Origin of the sequence: Thalassobellus citreus, from assembly GCF_044385915.1 — a bacterium.
GTDB classification, from domain to species: Bacteria; Bacteroidota; Bacteroidia; order Flavobacteriales; family Flavobacteriaceae; genus Thalassobellus; species Thalassobellus citreus.
Map to the genome: position 1 here is coordinate 137,786 of NZ_JBISCC010000121.1, position 21,245 is coordinate 159,030.

Annotated in this window: 19 protein-coding genes; 7 read left to right on the forward strand and 12 right to left on the reverse strand. The window is 31.3% G+C overall.

Features of this window, described 5'->3' with window-relative positions:
- Positions 1-142: 142 nt before the first annotated feature.
- Positions 143-1,204 carry a chorismate synthase gene (gene aroC / locus ACH5TX_RS06730; RefSeq protein WP_439338765.1) on the reverse strand — a complete coding sequence of 354 codons (1,062 nt, stop codon included), beginning with the start codon at positions 1,202-1,204 and terminating at the stop codon, positions 143-145.
- Positions 1,205-1,427: 223 nt separating this feature from the next.
- On the opposite strand from aroC, the gene ACH5TX_RS06735 reads away from it, so the two are divergent.
- Both ACH5TX_RS06735 and ACH5TX_RS06740 read left to right on the forward strand, forming a co-directional pair.
- Complete coding sequence (locus ACH5TX_RS06735; RefSeq protein ID WP_439338766.1) at positions 1,428-2,273, forward strand: UDP-2,3-diacylglucosamine diphosphatase; 846 nt, start codon at positions 1,428-1,430, stop codon at positions 2,271-2,273.
- Between the two features lie 45 nt (positions 2,274-2,318).
- Positions 2,319-2,651, forward strand: coding sequence for a DUF3291 domain-containing protein (locus ACH5TX_RS06740; RefSeq protein ID WP_439338767.1), 333 nt, complete (start codon positions 2,319-2,321; stop codon positions 2,649-2,651).
- Here ACH5TX_RS06740 and ACH5TX_RS06745 read toward each other — a convergent pair.
- A complete protein-coding gene (locus tag ACH5TX_RS06745; RefSeq protein WP_439338768.1) occupies positions 2,648-5,569 on the reverse strand; it encodes an FAD-binding and (Fe-S)-binding domain-containing protein in 2,922 nt (973 codons plus the stop codon). The two genes, ACH5TX_RS06740 and ACH5TX_RS06745, sit on opposite strands and share 4 nt — an antisense overlap.
- A gap of 147 nt (positions 5,570-5,716) precedes the next feature.
- Here ACH5TX_RS06745 and ACH5TX_RS06750 point away from each other — a divergent pair, with 147 nt between their 5' ends.
- Positions 5,717-6,208 carry a hypothetical protein gene (locus tag ACH5TX_RS06750; RefSeq protein ID WP_439338769.1) on the forward strand — a complete coding sequence of 164 codons (492 nt, stop codon included), beginning with the start codon at positions 5,717-5,719 and terminating at the stop codon, positions 6,206-6,208.
- Positions 6,209-6,298: 90 nt separating this feature from the next.
- Here the strand turns inward: ACH5TX_RS06750 and ACH5TX_RS06755 are convergent, their stop codons facing one another.
- From ACH5TX_RS06755 to ACH5TX_RS06765, 3 genes are read right to left on the reverse strand one after another with little or no spacing between them, the layout of a single operon-like run.
- The gene (locus ACH5TX_RS06755; RefSeq protein WP_439338770.1) at positions 6,299-7,741 is read right to left on the reverse strand and encodes a hypothetical protein; all 1,443 of its coding nucleotides are present in this window, start codon (positions 7,739-7,741) and stop codon (positions 6,299-6,301) included.
- An 11-nt stretch (positions 7,742-7,752) separates the two neighbouring features.
- Positions 7,753-8,331: a hypothetical protein gene (locus ACH5TX_RS06760; RefSeq protein WP_439338771.1), complete on the reverse strand. Its 579-nt coding sequence runs from the start codon at positions 8,329-8,331 to the stop codon at positions 7,753-7,755.
- Positions 8,315-8,863: an RNA polymerase sigma factor gene (locus tag ACH5TX_RS06765; RefSeq protein ID WP_439338772.1), complete on the reverse strand. Its 549-nt coding sequence runs from the start codon at positions 8,861-8,863 to the stop codon at positions 8,315-8,317. The genes ACH5TX_RS06760 and ACH5TX_RS06765 overlap by 17 nt, the downstream gene beginning before the upstream one ends.
- A gap of 175 nt (positions 8,864-9,038) precedes the next feature.
- Here ACH5TX_RS06765 and ACH5TX_RS06770 point away from each other — a divergent pair, with 175 nt between their 5' ends.
- From ACH5TX_RS06770 to ACH5TX_RS06780, 3 genes are read left to right on the forward strand one after another with little or no spacing between them, the layout of a single operon-like run.
- A complete protein-coding gene (locus tag ACH5TX_RS06770) occupies positions 9,039-9,593 on the forward strand; it encodes a DUF2911 domain-containing protein (RefSeq protein ID WP_439338773.1) in 555 nt (184 codons plus the stop codon).
- Between the two features lie 17 nt (positions 9,594-9,610).
- On the forward strand, positions 9,611-11,584 hold the full coding sequence (locus ACH5TX_RS06775) for an LTA synthase family protein (protein ID WP_439338774.1): 1,974 nt from the start codon (positions 9,611-9,613) through the stop codon (positions 11,582-11,584).
- Between the two features lie 4 nt (positions 11,585-11,588).
- Positions 11,589-12,470 (forward strand): diacylglycerol/lipid kinase family protein, encoded by an 882-nt coding sequence (locus tag ACH5TX_RS06780; protein ID WP_439338775.1) that lies wholly within the window; start codon positions 11,589-11,591, stop codon positions 12,468-12,470.
- On the opposite strand, the gene ACH5TX_RS06785 is transcribed toward ACH5TX_RS06780, so the two are convergent.
- The 6 genes from ACH5TX_RS06785 to mnmA form a co-directional block, all read right to left on the reverse strand.
- Positions 12,460-13,032 carry a phosphatase PAP2 family protein gene (locus tag ACH5TX_RS06785; protein ID WP_439338776.1) on the reverse strand — a complete coding sequence of 191 codons (573 nt, stop codon included), beginning with the start codon at positions 13,030-13,032 and terminating at the stop codon, positions 12,460-12,462. The two genes, ACH5TX_RS06780 and ACH5TX_RS06785, sit on opposite strands and share 11 nt — an antisense overlap.
- A gap of 57 nt (positions 13,033-13,089) precedes the next feature.
- Positions 13,090-13,317 carry a DUF8828 family protein gene (locus ACH5TX_RS06790; protein ID WP_439338777.1) on the reverse strand — a complete coding sequence of 76 codons (228 nt, stop codon included), beginning with the start codon at positions 13,315-13,317 and terminating at the stop codon, positions 13,090-13,092.
- Between the two features lie 9 nt (positions 13,318-13,326).
- Positions 13,327-14,703: an MATE family efflux transporter gene (locus ACH5TX_RS06795; RefSeq protein ID WP_439338778.1), complete on the reverse strand. Its 1,377-nt coding sequence runs from the start codon at positions 14,701-14,703 to the stop codon at positions 13,327-13,329.
- A gap of 301 nt (positions 14,704-15,004) precedes the next feature.
- Positions 15,005-15,946: an NAD(P)H-dependent flavin oxidoreductase gene (locus ACH5TX_RS06800; RefSeq protein WP_439338779.1), complete on the reverse strand. Its 942-nt coding sequence runs from the start codon at positions 15,944-15,946 to the stop codon at positions 15,005-15,007.
- Complete coding sequence (locus tag ACH5TX_RS06805; protein WP_439338780.1) at positions 15,947-17,560, reverse strand: S8 family serine peptidase; 1,614 nt, start codon at positions 17,558-17,560, stop codon at positions 15,947-15,949.
- Positions 17,561-17,585: 25 nt separating this feature from the next.
- Complete coding sequence (mnmA, locus tag ACH5TX_RS06810; RefSeq protein WP_439338781.1) at positions 17,586-18,773, reverse strand: tRNA 2-thiouridine(34) synthase MnmA; 1,188 nt, start codon at positions 18,771-18,773, stop codon at positions 17,586-17,588.
- 184 nt (positions 18,774-18,957) lie between these two features.
- Between mnmA and ACH5TX_RS06815 the strand changes: the two genes are divergently transcribed.
- Complete coding sequence (locus ACH5TX_RS06815; RefSeq protein ID WP_439338782.1) at positions 18,958-20,349, forward strand: fasciclin domain-containing protein; 1,392 nt, start codon at positions 18,958-18,960, stop codon at positions 20,347-20,349.
- Between the two features lie 88 nt (positions 20,350-20,437).
- On the opposite strand, the gene ACH5TX_RS06820 is transcribed toward ACH5TX_RS06815, so the two are convergent.
- Positions 20,438-21,139: a toxin-antitoxin system YwqK family antitoxin gene (locus ACH5TX_RS06820; RefSeq protein ID WP_439338783.1), complete on the reverse strand. Its 702-nt coding sequence runs from the start codon at positions 21,137-21,139 to the stop codon at positions 20,438-20,440.
- Between the last annotated feature and the right edge of the window lie 106 nt (positions 21,140-21,245).

The following is a 21,245-nucleotide window of genomic DNA, read 5'->3' on the forward strand; positions in this document are numbered from 1 at the left end:
ATCTCAATAAATCTAAAATGGATTCCTGCCTTCGCAGGAATGACAGAACATTCCGAAGTTAACTAATAAGAGGACGTATAGTTTAGCCCCGATTGATGTCCTTCGACTAGGCTCAGGATAAACTCCAATCAGGAAATAGCTTCTAAATATAAAGCTTATTTATTAAATAAAAATCGGCAATAACTAAGGCAGCCATCGCTTCTACAATAGGTACGGCACGTGGCACTACACATGGATCGTGACGTCCTTTACCTTGCATTTCTACTGCATTACCTTCCTTATCTATGGTTTCGTATTTTTGAATAAGCGTAGCTACAGGTTTAAAAGCAACGTTAAAATAAATATCCATCCCGTTACTTATACCACCTTGAATACCTCCTGAATAGTTTGTTTTTGTTGTACCATCACTATTAAATGAATCGTTATGATCGCTTCCGTACATGGTACTCCCATGAAATCCGCTACCATACTCAAAGCCTTTTACTGCATTTATAGACAACATGGCTTTTCCTAATTCGGCATGTAATTTATCGAAAACCGGTTCACCCAACCCAACAGGTACATTTTTAATAACACAGCTAACTATTCCGCCAACCGTATCACCTTTACCACGAACTTCTTTTATATAAGATTCCATGTTTGCTGCCATCTCTTGATCTGGGCAACGCACAATGTTAGATTCTACTTTTGTAAGGTCTAATTCGTTATATGGCTTATCCAGTTTCATAGTGCCAACACCAGAAACATAAGCGGTAATTTCAATGCCTTTAAGCATTTGTTTTGCTATAGCTCCAGCAACAACACGACATGCGGTTTCACGTGCAGAACTACGTCCGCCACCACGATAATCGCGTACACCGTATTTTTTATCATAGGTATAATCGGCATGACTTGGCCTATAACTATCTTTTATATGTGAGTAATCGTGAGATTTCTGATTGGTGTTTTCTATAACAAAACCAATAGATGTTCCTGTTGTTACACCTTCAAAAACACCAGAATGAAACTTAACTGTATCTGGCTCTTTACGTTGTGTAACGATAGCTGATTGCCCTGGCTTTCTTCGGTTTAATTCATTTTGAATCTCATCTAAATCTAACGCAATCCCTGACGGACAGCCATCTATTACGCCACCTAAAGCAGGTCCATGAGATTCTCCATAAGTTGTTAAATTAAATAGTTTTCCGAAGGAATTACCAGCCATAATTTAGAATTTTTGGCTAAAATAAAGTTTTATTTAGAAATCTGCTAAAGCAAACTAAGGAATGTTAATGGTTTTGAAGATTTCCTTTTAGCTTATTAAAACAAAAAACAATTCACTAAGCATATAACACTAATTTAACAATATTCTCATAATTAATTAATTGTAAGGTAATACCCAATTAATACAATAGGCTGTTATTTGTAATAAATCAATTTCCTCCTTCTTGAAAATAAAACGAAAAATAGAAATCGCTGTAATATCAGATGTTCATTTAGGAACATACGGTTGTCATGCAAAACATTTACTAACCTATTTAAATAGTATTGAACCTAAGAAACTTATTCTAAATGGCGACATTATTGATGTTTGGCAATTTAGCAAACGTTATTTTCCAAAATCGCATTTAAAAGTCATTAAGAAAATAATGGACATGGCGGCTGATGGTGTTGAAATTATATACATTACAGGAAATCATGATGAAATGCTTCGAAAATTCAGCAATACAACGATTGGCAATATTTCTATTGTTGATAAATTGATTTTAGATTTAGACGGAAAAAAAGGATGGTTTTTTCATGGTGATGTTTTTGATGTTTCTATACAAAATGCGAAATGGCTAGCAAAACTTGGCGGTTATGGCTACGATTTTTTAACCCTGATTAACCGCGCTTATAATTGGTATTTAGAAAAACGTGGTAAAGAACGTTATTCATTATCTAAAAAAGTAAAGAACGGCGTAAAAGGCGCGATAAAATATATAGACGATTACGAAAAAGTAATTGCCGACATAGCTATAGAAAATGGTTATGATTATGTGGTTTGCGGACATATACACCAACCTAAAATGGAGTATATTGAAAACAAGAACGGAAAAACCATGTATTTAAACTCTGGCGATTGGGTTGAAAACTTTACAGCCTTAGAATACCAATTTAAACGTTGGAAAATTTACAATTACAATAACGATAAACTAGCCCCTTTTGTACTTGATGAAGATTTTGAAGAGATGGAAGTTAAAGACTTAATTGCTGCTATTACTATTGTAAAACAGCCAGAGAAGAAACCTTAACAATTCTTTTATTTACACTAAATTTACTGCTTTAACCGTAGGTTTATGAAAGCAACAATAACGTCAATAGAATTAAACAGTCCTTTTAAGTTTTTCATTTTATCAGCTATTACTCTAAAAATTGTTAGACAGCTAAAATCTACCAATTGTAAAGAATTCAAGAGCAAAGGTTTTTGGACAAAACATTACACCATGACACTTTGGAATAACGAAAAAGAAATGAAAGAGTTTGCTACAAGCGGTGCACATTTAGAAGGCATGAAGGCTAGTAAAAAGATTTCAAAAGAAATTAGAACAGTTACAGTTGACACAACAGAATTACCCAACTGGAATGAGGCAAAAAAATTGCTTAGCAACGGAAAAGTTATAAGGTTTTAAATTAAAGCTTCTTTTAAAATAGTAATTGGGTGTAATGCTACTCTATTTGTTCCGTCCTTGATTTGATGTCTACAACTGGTACCGTTTGCAGAAATAACAGTCTCTTTTGATGCTTTTCTAACCGCAGGGAACAAAGTTTGCTCTCCAACACTCATACTCACAGCATAGTGTTCTTTTTCGTAACCAAAACTTCCTGCCATACCACAACAACCACTAGGAATAATAGTCACTTTATAATTTTTAGGTAAATTCAGTACTGCAAAACTTGAAAGTTGATTACTCATCGATTTCTGATGGCAATGTCCGTGAAACTTAATAGTTTTAGCTTCTAACGTAAATTGCTCTGGTTTTATGTGTCCTAGTTCAATTTCTTGCTGAATAAACTCTTCAATTAAAAACGTATTTTTAGCAATCGCTTTCGCGGAAGTTTTATCGTCTGCTAACTTTATATATTCATCTCTAAAAGTTAAAATTGCCGAAGGCTCTACACCTATTAAAGGTGTTTCTTCTGAAACTTTATCTATAAAAATTTCAACGTTTTTATTAGCAAATTCTTTAGCTTGTTCTAACAAACCTTTAGATAAAAAAGCGCGACCAGATTCGGCATGCTTAATCAACTTTACATCATAATTTAAAGCCGTTAAAAGCTGAATGGCATCAATACCAATTGAAGCATCTAAATGATTTAAAAACTCATCATTAAAAAAATAGATTGTCCTTATTTCGTTTTTTATATCTATTTTATTTTCAAATAATTGAAATTGTTTATTTAAACTTTTATTTGAAAGTAAAGGCAAACTTCTTTCTTTAGCAACAGACAACGATTTCTTTAAAATTGAAGACGTTATTTTGTTAGAAAACACAAAGTTTGTAAGCTTAGGAAACTGACTTCCAAAATCGTTTAATTTATTATTATAGGCGAACAATTTAGTACGTAACGATACGCCATTTTCTTTTTGATATTGATATAAAAACTCTGCTTTTAAACTTGCCACATCTACACTACTTGGGCACTCGCTTGCGCAGGCTTTACAACTTAAACATAAATCGAAAACCGTTTTTAATTCTTTATGGTTAAACTTATTTTCTTGATCTGAATTTGTTAAAAATTCACGCAATGCATTCGCTCTTGCTCGTGTAGTATCTTTTTCATTTCTGGTAGCTCGGTAACTCGGACACATAGTACCTCCAAACTCTGGTAGTTTTCTACAATCACCAGAACCATTACATTTTTCGGTTTCTCGTAAAATACCTTGAGAAACTGAAAAGTCGAGAAGTGTTTCTATTTCAGGTTCTACCCTATCTATTTCATAACGCAACGATTCATCCATTGGAAATGCATCAACAATCTTTCCTGGGTTAAATATATTGTCGACATCAAAAACAGCTTTTATACGCTTTACAATTTCATAATTAGCTTCCCCAATCATTAACGGAATAAATTCAGCACGCACAATACCATCACCATGCTCGCCACTCATAGAACCGTTATATTTCTTCACTAAATGCGCTACATCGGTAGTTATTTTTCTGAACAAAACAACATCTTCAGCCTTTTTCAAATTTAAAATAGGTCGTAAATGTAATTCACCAGCTCCTGCGTGTGCATAATAAATAGCATCTTGCTTATACGCTTTCATTAACTTAGAAAACTCTGAAATATAATTTGCCAAATCTGGTAAAGCCACAGCTGTATCTTCAATACAAGCAGCAGACTTTCTATCGCCAATCATATTTCCTAACAATCCTAAACCTGCACTTCTTAAATTATTAGCTTTATTAACATCATTTCCTATCAATTTAGGATACGCATAACTTAATCCCGAATCTTTAATAGCTTTTTCTAATGTATCAGCTAACTCCAGAACGGCCTCTTTGGTGTTTGCTCGCACTTCGCACATTAAAATAGCTTGCGGATCGCCTTCTATAAAACTCCTATTTTCTTCTTGTGTTTTATTATGTTTTGTACAATCTAAAATGGTTTTATCCATCATTTCACAATTGTACAAATCGTGTTTCATGGTTAATTCAACAGCATTCAAACAAGCTTCAATACTATCAAAATGTGCAGCTACCATAATAGATTCTTCTGGTGGCAATACATCTAATTTTAAAGTAATTTGCGTTGTAAATGCCAATGTACCTTCACTACCAGAAAGTAATTTACACATATTAAAACCTTCAGTAGTTTCAGTAAACACATCAGATTTTATCAATTCATCAATAGCATAACCTGTGTTTCTTCTATGAATTTCTGACTTTGGAAAGTTATCTATAATTTGATTTTGAACCATTTCTGAAGCTAATTCAGAATAAATAGTCTTATAAATTTGTCCTTCTAACGATGTTTCTTTTGTTTTTTGTTGAAATGCTTCCGAAGACAATTCACCAAACACAGCCTCACTCCCATCACTTAAAATGGTATGCATTTCTAAAACTTTATCTCTTGTAACTCCATATTGAATAGAGGTTGTGCCAGATGAGTTATTACCAACCATTCCTCCAATCATACATCTATTTGATGTAGACGTATTGGGTCCGAAAAACAATCCGTAAGGCTTTAAATAATTATTTAAAGCATCACGTACAACACCTGGTTGCACTGTTATTGTTTTAGCTTCTTCATTAAAGTCTAAAATATTTGTAAAATATTTAGAAACATCTACCACAATACCTTTTCCAACACATTGTCCTGCAAGCGATGTCCCTGCTGTTCTTGGAATTAACGAGGTATTATGAGTTTTAGCAAACTGGATAAGTTGCTTTATATCTTCTTTGTTTTTTGGATACGCCACAGCCAATGGTAACATTCTATAAACAGAAGCATCGGTAGCATATAAAGCTTTAATTAAGTCATCAAAAAATAATTCTCCAGATATTTTTTTTCTTAACTCCTGTAACTGTGTGTTTAATGGCATATTTTAACAAATAAGTTTATAAAACTAACAAGATGCTAAATATAAATACAATTTTGGCGTTATTTTTGCAAAATAGTTCAACGAACAAAAAAATGGTCTTTTTTAATTGAATGACCGTATATGTATTAAACTAAAATTTTAAAATTTATGAAAAAATTATTTTTATTATCGATTGCCGTATTCGGATTTGTATTTGCTTCGAATGCACAAGATATAGCAGATAACGCTATTGGATTACGATTAGGTGATAGTGATGGATTAGGAGCTGAAATCTCATATCAACGTGCTTTAGGAGATAATAATAGATTAGAATTAGATTTAGGTTGGAGAGATGGTAACAACTATGATGGTATTAAGTTAGCTGGATTATACCAATGGGTTATGCCTCTTGACGGAGCTTTTAACTGGTATGTTGGTGCTGGTGGAGGTATTGGATCTTTTAGCTTTGATAATCCTGGAGGAAAAGACATCTCTGACACCTTCGTTTTCGCTGCTGGAGATATTGGTATAGAGTATAGTTTTGATATCCCTTTATTATTATCGCTTGATTTTAGACCAGAAATAGGTTTTGGAGATGATCTATACAATAATAATGATTTAGATTTTGATATCGCTTTAGGAATTCGTTACCAATTCTAAAACAATAAAACATTACTTTAATAAACAAGAAAGCGCCTTTTTAGGCGTTTTTTTGTTTTAAACAAATTGAAGAATGAAATTAAAGAAACATTATTTCATTTCTACTTTACTATACTTCGCGTTAACAACAATCATTTTATTACTTTCTAAATTATTATTAGAAAATGAAGACACATTGTCGTTAGAAGACTTTTTAGGATGAGAAAATCGGGACCTGGTTCCTTTATATTGCAAATTATAATCAACCTTTGGAAGCATGATAATAGCATCACTATTTTGAATGATGATATTTAAATTAGTAAAAGTGTCCTCTATTTTTAAAATCTTCAAATCGCCAATACTTCCATCAATAATAGCATTACCAGACAAGTTACCTATGGTCACATTTGAAGAATTAGAATTCAAAACCATATTTTTAACATGATCTAAATCTGCTTGTTCTACATACTTTAAATTTAACTCCCCTAAATTCCAATTATTTACATGAATTGGAGAATATGAAGCATTAATGGAAGTAGAACCTCCATTAATGCTGTTTGCTGTAAATTTTGTGTGTGATAAATTTGCTTTTAAATTATCTATATTAGAAGCAAATTCTAGTTCACCATGGCGTACATTAACTTTTAATTTAGCGCCTTTAGGTATTTTAATTCTAATTGTTTTTTTTACTTTAGAATTACCAGATTCGCGGTTAACCATTTTCTCAACTAAGACACGACGTTTAGTTTCTAGCTTTTCTCTTTTTTTATCATGCTCTTTACGCACTACTTCAAAACGTTCTCTTTGTTTCTCTTCAAGTTCTCGTTGTTTTTCTGCTCGTTGAACCTGATTTTCAATTCTTTGAGCTCTTTTTTCCATTTGTTCAGCAAAACGCTCTCCCCAGGCTTCCATTTGCTTACCATATTTTTCTCCCCATTCTTTTCCAAATTTTTCTCCCCAAGCTTCCATTTTTTCAGCATAATCGTTACCAAAAGTAGATTCAAATTGCTGTGTATACTTTTCTAAATATTTCTCGCCATCTTTTTGATAAGCCTCGTAATCAAATTGAATATTATTAACACCCTCTGGTAATACTGGTAATGCTGGCATTTCTGGTACTTCAGGAAGGTCTGGCATTTCGGGCATCTCAGGTATATCTGCTATTACAAATTTTAATTCATCTAAAACAGCATGTACAGCATCATTATCATCATGACTAACACTGTAATTCCATACATGATTTGAGTTATTTGACTTAGTAGAAATTGATACATTATCTATAGAAGCATCAACATCAACATTCCAAGATTTTAAAGCTTTTTCTAACTCTTCTTTACTTAAACCTTCTCCTTCTATATAAGCTTGAATTTCAACAACTCCTTTATTCCAAGTATCAAAAATGATATTAGTGTAACTGGTATTTAAATCGATTGTTACATCTTTATTAACATTGACTGTTTGTGATACTTTAATTAACTTTTGTTGAGCAAAAACACTTGCTGCAACAAAAAAAGTTAAAATAAATAATTTGATTTTTATAATTGATTTGTTCATTTTTTGATTTTTTAACTCGTTTGTTTTACTTCTTCAAAATCTGTTTCAGAAGTATTAAATTCTTTTAATTGTGATTTTAAACGATATAGAAGATTTAAACGAAATTTTAAATTATCTATCAATGCATTAATAGTCAACTCCGTTGGTCCAGATTCGGTTAATTCGAGCGATAAACGTTTGTACTCTTCATCTAACTCATTTAACTGTTGTAAATAGCCGTCAAAAACATCTTTAGTTTCTGGTGTATATTTCATTTTAGACAATTCTAAATTGATGCTCGCTAAATAATAATCTTCCACTTTCTTCAATCCAGGAGACACATCTCCCAGTGTTTTTGTTTCAACTGTATTAGCTGATACAACTGCTGGAGGGTTTTCTATATGAGGCTGAAAATAATGATAAGCACCAAAACCTAGCCCTAAAAACAAAACAATGCTAGCTGCAATACGCATCCAGTTAAATGGTTTATTTTTAACTTCGTTTGGTAAAGCTTTATTTAACTTTTCAAGAAATCGGTCTTGATGATTTTCTGGCATAACTTCATGTGTTACTTTATCATCTTTAAATAAGTCTCTAATATCTTGTGCCATTTTTTTTAAGTGTTAAGAGTTCTTGTAATTTCGTTCTTCCTCTAGATAATTGCGTTCGCGATGCAACTGTAGAAATATTCAATATTTCTGAAATTTCTTGATGATCGTAGCCTTCAATTAAATAAAGCATCACCACATATTGATATTTTTCTGGTAATTTATCAATAGCCCTTTTTACATCATTTAATGTAATTTCATCATCTACTAACCATTTGTCATTATTATCATTATCGATTACTTTAAGGTGCACCTCTTCTAATTCAACAAGTTGTTTTTTAGTTTTTAAAAAATCGATACTTTTATTAATAACAATACGTTTTAACCAAGCTCCAAAGGTAACTTCTGCTTTATATTGATGTAATTTGGTAAAAGCTTTTATAAAGGCTTCTTGCACCACATCTTCAGCATCATGAGTATCTTTTAAAAACCGTTTAGCAACAACATACATACCGTCGCAGTACTGGTTGTATAACTGCACTTGTGCTTTTCGGTTGTTTTGTTTACATTTTTCAATAATGTCAACTTGAAACATACTCGGTTTTACTTTTGGTTATTAGTTAGTTCGTATTAAAGACGATTAAAAAAATGAAGTGTTGCAAAAAAATATTTTTTTTAATGACTTATAACAAAACTAAAGAAATGTTCGTTTCAATTTTATTAATTATTACATTTTAAAGTATCTTTATACCTTAAATTAAATCATTTACATGAACACCTTTTTAAAACGCCTTTTAATCATCTTATCTTTTATTGCGCTTGGTTTATTTTTATACTCCACTTTTGTTGAAAATATTTTCGAAAAAAGATTAAGTCCTAAGGATACCGTGAAATTTGAATTAAATGATTTAAAACTTAAAGTATTTTATAATAGACCTTATAAAAAAGGACGAAAAATATTTGGAGCCTTAGTACCTTTTGATAAAGTATGGCGTACTGGTGCTAATGAAGCAACCACTTTTGAAACCAATAAACCTTTAGAAATTGCAGGCTTACAATTGGCTCCTGGAAAATACACGCTATGGACGGTGCCTAAAGACTCTGTTTGGACTGTTATATTTAATTCTAAACAATATTCTTGGGGTGTAGATTCTGAAATGAAACCTATGTGGGATCCTAATTATGATGTTTTAAACGCCGATATACCTGTTGAAAAATTAAACCACGATGTTGAACAATTTACAATTGCATTTGACAATTCTACAGACAAATTGTTTTTAACTATGGCGTGGGATGATATTAAAGTATCTGTTCCTTTAAAGTAATTCACTAATTTACAATAATGAAACTAACTCTTTTTCCTAAACGTTTTTCACTACTAAAAACATTCATTTCAATTTTTATAACACTATCTTTTTTAGTAAGATTAGTTTTTTTAATATGGAATTTCTCTGAGATTGATACTTCAGTTTTTAAATTAATAAGTGCTTTTGCTATTGGTTTTTTATTCGATATCGGAACCGTTTCGTTTTTCGCTATACCATATATTATTTATTTATTACTCATCCCTAGCAAAATATATGGAACTTTATTTGATAGGATAATAACGTATTTTGGATTTTCCATAGGTCTAATTATATTTTTATTTTCCTTTTTTGCAGAAATAACTTTTTGGGAAGAATTTAAACGCAGATTCAACTTCATAGCTGTAGATTACTTACTTTACACTTATGAGGTAGTAAATAACATTAACGAATCTTATCCTTTGCCCTTACTCATTGGACTGATATTATTAATCCTTTTTGGAATCATTATAGCAATCAAAAAGAAAGGTGTTTTTAAAGAAACATTTACTAGTACCACTCCTTTTAAAACAAAATTAGCTCCTTCTATTCTTTTAATAATTATAGCTTCCATTTTTGCTTTATTTATTAATAATAAAGATGCTGAACTATTTAAAAATAGATACAATAATGAAATTTCTAAAACAGGTATTTATTCTTTTTTTGCCGCGTTTAGAAGTAGTGAATTCCCGTTTACAGAATTTTACAAAACTATTGATAATGACAAAGCTTTTAGAGTAGTAAAAAATAAAATTAAAACTACTAGTGATTCATACATAAATGAAACAAAGCATGAAATTATTAGAAATATAAAGAATTCTGATAGTATTAATGAAATTCAAAAACCAAACGTTATTTTTATCTGTGTTGAAAGTTTAAGTGGCGCATTTCTTAAAACCTTTGGTAGCAAACAAAACATTACACCTGTTTTAGACTCTTTAGCTAATAATAGTATATTTTTTACTAATCTTTTTGCTACTGGCACAAGAACAGTTCGTGGTATGGAAGCTATAACACTTTCTATTCCTCCAACTCCAGGAAGAAGTATTTTAAAAAGAGATAATAGTCAAAATCTTTTTACAATTGGAGAAGTTTTTAAAGAGCAAGGATATGAGCGCAACTTTTTTTATGGAGGTGACGGTTATTTTGATAACATGAACTCTTTTTTCGGCACTAGTGGATTCAATATTATTGATAGAGGACGTGGTTTTTTATTAGACTCTAATATAAAAACAAAACGCACAAATATTGAAGATAACGAAGTAACATTTGAAAATGCTTGGGGAGTTTGTGATACCGATATTTATAATAAAGTTATAAGTGAAGCAGATAAAGCATCAATTGAAGGTAAACCCTTTTTCGATTTTGTAATGACTACGTCCAATCATAGACCTTATACATACCCTGAAAACAAAATAGATGTACCGTCTGGAGCTGGAAGGCATGGTTCTGTTAAATATACAGATTATGCTATTGGTGAATTTATAAAAAAAGTAAAAAACAAACCTTGGTACAAAAACACTATTTTCATAATAATGTCAGACCATTGTGCTAGTAGTGCAGGAAGTTGGGCTTTAGATGTTCAAAATTATCATGTCCCTGCTTTCATCTTTAATGTTCCTAATACAAAACATGAAAAAATAGACAAATTATGCTCTCAAATAGATTTATTTCCTACACTATTCTCCATGTTGAATTGGAATTATTCTAGCAATTTTTTCGGAAAAAATATTTTAGAAGAAAAAAATGAAGGAAGAACTTTTATTGGAAATTACAGAAAAGTTGGTTTATTAAAAGATAACAAATTGATGGTTCTGGGAGATCAGCAAAAAACTGATTTATACACTTGGGACAAAACAGATAATAGTTTAAAAGAAATTCCTTTAGAAACAGATTTTTTAGAAGAAACCATATCATATTATCAAGTAGCAGATTATCTATACCGAAATAATGGCCTTAAACTAAAACAATAATTATTTGAAGAACATCCATTTTATTGTTAATCCCATTGCTGGTTCAGGTAATAAGAAAATAAATAAAACTTTACTCCAAAAACAATTTAACGCCAAGGATTATACATTAGTTATAAAACAATCTAAATTCAAAAAACACGCCACAACACTCACAAAAGAGTCTATTAATGAAGGCGCTAATATTGTTGTAGCTTGCGGAGGTGATGGCACCATAAACGAAGTAGCTACGTGCCTTGTAAACACAAATATAATTTTAGGCATTATTCCTATTGGCTCAGGTAACGGCTTAGCGTCTAACCTAAATATTCCTAAATGCATAAATAAAGCAATAGCGTTAATTAAAACTGAAACCATAAAAAGAGTAGATACAGGTTTTCTTAATAACTCTTATTTTTTTAGCAATTGTGGTATAGGATTCGATGCCCAAGTTATAAAACATTATGAAACCTATAAAACTAGAAATCTCTCTACTTATATAAAAGCATTCTTTAAATCATTAAAAAATGCCAACAGTTTTCATGAAATTAATATTGAAATAAACAATAAGCATTTTAATATAAAGCCATTTATGGTTTTTATCTCAAACTCAAACGAATTAGGGTATAATATTAGTTTAACACCTAAGGCGTCTTTACAAGATGGATTATTAGATGTTTTAATAATACCAAAAACAAATCTTTTTAAAATTTTATTACTTAGTTTTTTAATGCTCTTAAAAAAACAAAACTTACTTAAAGACGTTCAATATCTTCAAACTAAACAAATTAAAATATCGCAAAAAAACAATATAAAATTTCAAACACAAATAGACGGAGAATCTTATAGCATTAACAACAACACTATTAATATATCTATTTTAAATAAAGCGCTACAAGTTATTGCTTAACAAATCTGTTTAATAAATAAGTCCCCAATTTATAAAATAGAAATCCAGAAATAGCTCCAAACGTTAAGCCACAAAAAACATCTAACGGGTAATGTACTCCAAGATAAATTCTACTATAGGCAACAATACCACTCCAAAACAATAAAATAAATATTAAGTTTTTATAATACGGCTTTAACATCAAGCCTGCAAATACTGCTACTGCCATAGAGTTAGACGAATGCCCAGAAAAGAAACCATACTTTCCACATCGGATAGCTATAAAACGCATCTGATCTATTATATCTGCATTACCACAAGGTCTTGGGCGTTGAAAACCACGCTTAAAAACATTTGTAATCTGGTCTGTAAAAGTTATCATTAATGCCACTGTAATAACAAAAACTAATAATGATTTCAAACCATATTTTTTATAGAGAAGATAAAATAATGGTAATCCACATAATGTTCCAAATATCCATTTATTAGTTATCATTAACCATAAACCATCCCAAGTTTCAGATCCTAAATTATTTAAAAATAAAAAAAGTTCGGTATCGTATTTTAAAAGTTGTTCTATCATTTATTAATCTATTTTTAGGTACTCTCCTATTAACCTATTGATAATCCCTAACGCAATTTATTCATCGTATTTAGTGATTTCATTATCATAAAAATCGGTTGCCAATTTTATAGCATTTTCAGTTTCTTTTTCAAGTTCTTCTTGATCTTCATCATTAAAATCTTCAAACCATTCTACTTCATCGTCTTCAAGATTAATAATAAATCTAGGAAATTCGGTGTGAATAACAAAAATAGCATTTGGGTATTCGGTGTTATCGCCTAATATAAATTTTGGGAGTGTCATTTTTATTTTTTAATTGTTTGACAAAATTAACTTTTTAGTTAAATAATTAAATCGAATATACAATAAAATAGCGGCAGTTGTTAAACCAGAAAGCAAACCTAACCAAATACCAAAGCTACCATAAGCATCTTCTTTTCCTAAAAACCAACTTATAGGAAAACCAATAAGCCAATAAGAAACAAAAGTAATTACGGTTGGTATTTTAACATCTTGCAAACCACGTAAAGCACCTAAAACCAATACTTGTATACTATCACTTATTTGAAAAATAGCTGCTGCAATTAATAGTTTAGAAGCTATACTTACTACTTCTGTATTATCTATTAAATTTTCAGCATCATCAAAATCTACATACACTTTTGGTAGATACTCATGAAATGCAAAAAATAAAATTGCAAAACAAGTAGCTAACATGATCCCCAAAAGAAAAATAGAAAATGCAATACGCCTTAGCTCAACATAGTTTTTCAATCCTTTTTGGTTTCCTACTCTAACCATAGATGCAACACTTAGCCCCATAGCCACCATAAAAGTCATAGACGACAAGTTTAAAGCAATTTGATTTGCTGCTTGTGGGTTTTTACCAAGCAAACCACTTAACCAGATAGCAGCTGTAAAAATGGCCACTTCAAAAAACATTTGCATCGCACTAGGCGCTCCTAAATTAAGGAGTTTTTTAAGCTGCAATTTATCTAAAACAAAAAACTTAATATTGGTAACATAGGCTTTCGATTTTTCTTTACGTTTTAACAAAAACCATAAGTGCCAAACCATTATTATTCTTGATGCTAAGGTTCCATAAGCTGCTCCTACAATACCAAGTTCTGGGAATCCAAATTTTCCAAAAATCAAGACATAATTTAAGACTATATTTATAATATTCCCTAAAATTGTAGCATACATAGGATAGCGAGTCATAGACAAACCATCACTAAACTGTTTAAAACCTTGAAAAATGATTAAAGGAATTAACGAAAATGCTACCAAATCTAAATACGGAATTGCTAATTCTACAACCTCTAAAGGCTGTTTCATTAAGTACATAATAGGTTTTGCAAAAAACACTAATAAAAACAATAACACACCTAAAACAGCACATAAAAACACCCCATGTTTAAAAAACGATTTACCCTTTACAAAATCCTGAGCTCCATCTGCTTCTGCTATTAAAGGTGTTATAGCTGTTGAAAAACCAATTCCTAAAGACATGGCTATAAACATAAAACTGTTACCCAATGATACTGCTGCTAGTTCGGCTGTTCCTAATTGACCAACCATTATATTATCAATAAAACTAACAAAAGTATGCCCAAGCATACCTAACATGACAGGTGCTGCTAGTTGCCAATTGTATTTAAATTCTTTTGTATAATCAGTTAATTGCATTTGGCAAAAGTAACTTTAAAACTTTACTTTTTTATAATTTATAAATAAGCTTTTTACTCCTATTTAATCTTTTAATTGTTAATAACTTAGAATAACTTGCTGCAACAAAAACAACAGTTTTTTCTTATATTTGTTCAGCTAAAAAAAAACAGCCTTAAAAAAGGTATTTACCACATATAGAAACATTTAACTTTTCATTTATTAAGGGATTTTAAATATTAAAGTTTATCGTTTCGATATTAAAAAGGAGGAAATTAATTTCCTCCTTTTCTATTTTTATTATTTAATTTAATGAACGATTTTACAAAAAAGGAATGTTAACTTTTGCTTCTTCAAATTCTTTAATTATTTCATCAACAATTTGAGCAACAGGTTTTATATCATGTATTAAACCTGAAATTTGACCTATTTCTAACTCTCCTTCATCTAAATCGCCTTCAAACATACCTTTTTTAGCACGTGCTCTCCCTAAAAATTCTTTAAGTTGTTCTGGTGTTGCACCTGTTTTATATAATTGCTGAACATCATTATAAAACTTATTCTTAATTAAACGTACAGGCGCTAACTCTTTCAAAGTTAACTGGGTATCTCCTTCTTTTGCATCTATAACAACTTGCTTAAAAGCTTGATGCGCAGAGCTTTCTTCACTCGCAACAAATCTACTCCCTACTTGTACGCCATCGGCACCCAAAACCATACAAGCTAACATAGCTCTTCCTGTTGCAATACCTCCTGCAGCTATTAAAGGAATTGTAATTTGCTCGCTCACCATTGGAATAAGTGTCAGCGTTGTGGTTTCATCACGTCCGTTATGCCCACCAGCTTCAAAACCTTCAGCTACTATAGCGTCTACACTAGCTTCTTGTGCTTTTAATGCAAATTTCACACTACTTACCACATGAACAACAGTAACACCACGTTCTTGTAACCAAGAGGTCCAAGTTTTAGGGTTACCAGCTGATGTAAAAACAACTTTAACACCTTCTTCTATAATAATGTTCATGATTTCTTGAACATTAGGATACAACATGGGCACATTTACACCAAAAGGTTTATTGGTAGCTTTTTTACATTTTTGAATATGCTCTCTCAATACTTCAGGATACATAGAACCCGCCCCTATTAATCCTAATATTCCAGAATTACTTGCTGCCGAAGCTAGGCGCCATCCACTATTCCAAACCATACCTGCCTGAATTATAGGATACTTAATCTTGAATAACTCTGTTATTTTATTAGTCATTTAATTTTTAATAAGCTTTGTGGTTTTTGAGAAATTTTTGGATTCTATTTTTGATATATACAATCCTTTAGTTAATGATGTTAAATCTATTTGATTAGAAACAGTTGTAAGAACCACTTTCTTTACTTCCTTTCCTAAAGCATCATAAATAGTCACCGATAACACTTCTTCACTATCAGGAAATTTAAAATAAACCTTTCCTTTAGTTGGATTTGGATATACTTTTAAAACTAGGTCCCCTCTAACTTCGTCAATAACTAAAGTACTATTAAGTGCTAATTGTAAATCTGGTATTCCATAACCTAAGAAGTAATCTGGATTATTATATTGAGATGCAGATTCTCTGACTAATTGCATGACTTCTTCATTTGTCTTATTTGGCAAAGCCTGCCACAAACAGGTAATACCTCCTGCAATTATAGGCGAACTAAACGATGTCCCGTTAAGTGTCCCTATTACATCATTTGAACTAATTACATAGCTAGCTTGCCCTTGTGCAACTACATCTGGTTTTTGAGTCGGTTGTATAGCACTACCTACCGAACTAAAAGAAGCATAACCTCCAGAAGAATTTACAGCTCCAATGGACAACACATTTGGAGAATCGGCAGGAGCATTAATACCTGAACTTCCTTCATTTCCAGCAGACACAACTAATAACATGCCTTTTTCGAAGGCAATATTAGCTCCTTTTGTTATATAGGTTGTATTTCCATCATAATCTGAAACATTATAATTGTAATTAGCATTATCGTAAAAACCACCATACCCTAAAGATGTATTAATAACATCAACTCCTAAACTATCTGATCGTTCTAGGGCTTCTACCCAATAACTTTCTTCTACTGGGTTTTCATTTGGAGCATCCTCAGTTATAAACAAGTAATAGGAAGCATCTGGTGCAGTACCTACATATTGGTTTTCTATATACCCCGCCATAGTACTCAACACCAAAGTACCGTGATTATCTTTAGTACTTGCGTATACATCAACCTCTCTATTTACAAAATCATAATTTCCTAAAATATGTCCTGCATCCCGTAATCTCGTAAATGAAGTCATGGTATTTACATTAGGGAACCCTGCATCTAAAACAGCAACCGTCATCCCAGTGCCAGTGTAATCTAAAAGATGCAATTGGTCACCATTAAACATCTTAATTTGATTAGCAACATCAGCATTTCCATAATTAAAAACCGTAAAGGTTTCTTGAAATTTCGATTCTTTTTTAAGTTTAACCTGTTTTGAAGTATTTAAATTTTTATCTGCAAAATCTATAGAACTAACAAAATTTAAACTTGTAAGCGCATTTATATCTGACTCTGATCCTCTTACATGAACAGCATTAAACCACTTTGATTTTGCTAATACAGTAATACCTGTAGCATTTTTAAGTTGCGTAATATACGATTCGTTTACAGGTACATCACGAGCATCAATAACAACACCATGTACCACCTTTCTATCAATAGCCTTTTGTGTAAGAATAGAAATAGGATTTGCAATAGAAGTAGCAACATCCTGTTTATCTGTTAAATAAACCCATGCATCTTGTTGAGCAAAAAGATTTAATTGGTAACAAATAAAAAATAAAAACAGTAGGATTCTTTTCATCTTTTAAGATTTAAGTTATTGCAAGTTATGAAATTACTCCCGAACCTACTAACTCATCATCTAAATACCAAGCTGCAAATTGCCCTTCTGTTATAGCAGATTGTACATTTTCAAATTCAATATACAAACCACTTTCAACTTTGTGTAACGTTGCTTTTTCTAAAGCTTGTCTATAACGAATTCTTGACATAACCAGCATAGTTTCATTATCCTCTAATGCTAAATCTGGACGCACCCAATGCAATTCTTCATTAGTTATAAACAAGGCTTTTTTATATAAACCTGGGTGATTTTTTCCTTGACCTGTATAAATAACATTTTCTTTTACATCGGTATCAATAACAAATAATGGTTCAATCGTACCACCAACAGCCAGCCCTTTTCGTTGTCCTTTTGTAAAATAATGCGCCCCTTGATGCTTACCAACTACTTTTCCTAAATCTACTTTGTAATCAATTTTACGTGATAAGTATTTTAATTTTTCTTCTTCTGAATCAAATTGAGGTTCATCTTGATTATAAAAATCTATATCACTAGGTATTTCAACAATAACACCTTCTTTAGGTTTTAATTGCTGCTGAAGGAAATCGGGTAATTTCACCTTACCAATAAAACAAAGTCCTTGAGAATCTTTCTTTTCTGCGGTAACTAAATCTAGCTCCATAGCTATTTCTCTAACTTCTGGTTTTGTTAATTCACCAATAGGAAATAACGACTTAGCTAATTGTTCTTGTGACAACTGACATAAAAAATAAGATTGATCCTTATTATCATCAACACCTGCTAATAATTGATATGTTTCATTTCCGTCCTTTTGAATCGTTCCCTTTCTGCAATAATGTCCTGTCGCAACATAATCTGCTCCAAGCTCTAAGGCAATTTTCATAAAGACATCAAATTTTATCTCTCTATTACAAAGCACATCTGGGTTAGGTGTTCTCCCTTTTTCATACTCATTAAACATATAATCTACTATACGCTCCTTATATTGCTCACTTAAATCTACTGTTTGAAAAGGGATTCCTAATTTTTCAGCCACCAGCATAGCATCGTTACTATCATCTAACCATGGACATTCGTTTGAAATAGTTACAGAATCATCATGCCAGTTTTTCATAAACAAACCTATAACCTCATAACCTTGTTTTTGTAACAAATATGCTGCAACACTAGAATCTACACCTCCTGAAAGTCCAATTATAACTCGTTTCATTGTAAAAAATTAGGTTGCAAAGATACATATAATTGATTTGTTTATTCATGAAAAAACATCTCTTTAAAAACGTCCTAAATTTATTTTGTTTATTTTTTTAAAAAAAAAGTTAAACAATATTTATTTTTTTGTTTAATTATTTTATATTTTTGTTAGACACAATTAAAACTAAATAAAAAATGCTATGAAAAAGTTAAAAATTTTATCTGTCCTTTTACTTGTCTCAATCATGTTCACATCATGTAGTGATGATGACGATATTATGGAATTTGTACCAACTAACAACATTGTAGAATTAGCAAAAGCAACTCCACAATTATCAAAACTAGAAGCAGCCCTAACAAAATATCCTGATTTAGTAACTTTATTAAGTGGTGATGGTAACTTTACAGTTTTTGCTCCAAATAACGATGCTTTTGATGATTTACTAACAGCTCTTGGTCAAACCGACATTAATGATATTCCAGAAGATGTACTTAAAAACGTTTTACAATATCATGTTTTAGCATCTGCAGCTCTTGAAGCAAGTGCTGTAACAAGTGGCACAATAACAATGGCTAACGGAGAAAATGCTGATGTGGTTGCAGACAGTAATGGTGTTTCTATAGCTAATGCTCAAGTAATTTTGGTTGATGCCATAGGCACAAATGGTGTAGTACATATAATTGATAGTGTTATGGTTCCACCATCTATTCTGCCTATTGTTGGTACTATAGTAGCTCCTGCTTATTTTAATAAAGATTTTACAACTTTAATAGCTGCTGTACAAGCTGCTGACCCTAGTATATTAGAACTTTTATTAAGTAACGGGCCGAATGATAATGGTTTAACTTTATTTGCTCCAACTAACGATGCTTTTACTGCTGCTGGTATCACCGATTTGTCAGCGGTAGCAGATATTGTAGATGCTGTATTATCTTACCACGTAGTTGATGGAACAGTTATGCAAGATATGCTACCTGTCTCAGGTATTGCTGCTGCTGAAGTTCAAACTTTAGGTGGAAATATTTATATAACTAATGCTGGAGGTGCAGTTTCAATAAACGGAACAACAACTGTAGTAGCAACAAACATACCTGGATCAAACGGGGTTGTACATGTAATTGATAGAACATTAGTACCACCAACTCAAACTATAAATGAAATTGTTGCTGGATTTGCTTCTGGTACACCTGGAGAATTTACATTATTAGCTGCGGCTTTAGGAAGAGCAGGTTTAGCTGATTTCTTTTCTGGAGATGGTCCATACACAGTATTCGCACCAACAGATGCCGCTTTTATAGCTGCAGGTTTAACTGAAGCTGTTATAAACGATACTGACCCAACAGCAGTAGCTGGCATATTAACGCACCATGTTGTTGAGCCAAATGCATATATATTTTCAACAGATTTAACAGATGATTTACAAGCTCCCATGCTAAATGGACAAAATATAGTAATAGATTTAGATACTTTAACAATTCAAGATGCCGCTGGAACAAATCCATCAGCAGGATTAGTTGCTAGCTTATTAAATGTATTAACAACAAATGGAGTAGTACATGTAATTGATAAAGTATTATTACCTGTTAATTAATAAACTTAGTTTGTTTGGTTTTTAATAATTGTAAACAATTATTATCCCCTTTAAAAATTGTTTATGAGAAAGAAGGCTCCTTAAATTATTAAGGAGTTTTCTTTTTATATTTAGGTTTATAGGTAAAATCTTTTTCTTCTTTTAAAACACCATTTTCATAATATTTCCAAACGCCATCTTTTTTACCTCTTTTATAATTGCCTTCTACTAATAAACCTCCATCAGGACTATAATATTTAGATATACCGTGTAACTCACCATTAACATAAACAAAGGATTTTAAAACCTTGTTTTCTTCAGAATACAAAAATGATTCGCCTTCTAACTTTCCTGATTTATAAAACTGTTTTTCTGCTATTTGTCCGTTTTTATAATACACCAAACGCTCGCCATCAAGTTTGCCAAAATTATCATAATGCTCTAATATTAATAAGGTATCTGATTTTTTTTGATAATATTTCCAAGTACCAATATATATTTTACCATCCATTTGTCCTTCACTAATAAGCTTTCCTTTAGATGTATAAAACTTTGCATCAGCTATGGTATTACTTTCATTAAATTGTCTGGTAGCAGCCAAAACAGCTTTACCGTTTATGTTCTTGTAAAACTTAAATAACCCCACTTCTTTTCCATGTATAAAGACGCCTTCATATCTTAATACTTTCGTATTATCAAATGTTTTTTTCCAAATACCATCACGCTTTCCTTCAGCATCAAATTGATTAATACTTTGAGCAGTAATTATAGTAGTGAATAATAACAGAAAACTAAAAGCTATAAACTTCATAATATTAAAATAGAATTGATATAAGATAATAAAATATAAACGAAAATATTATTTTCAAATTGTATATAACAAAAAAGCTGCCATTATACTTAATGACAGCTTTTTT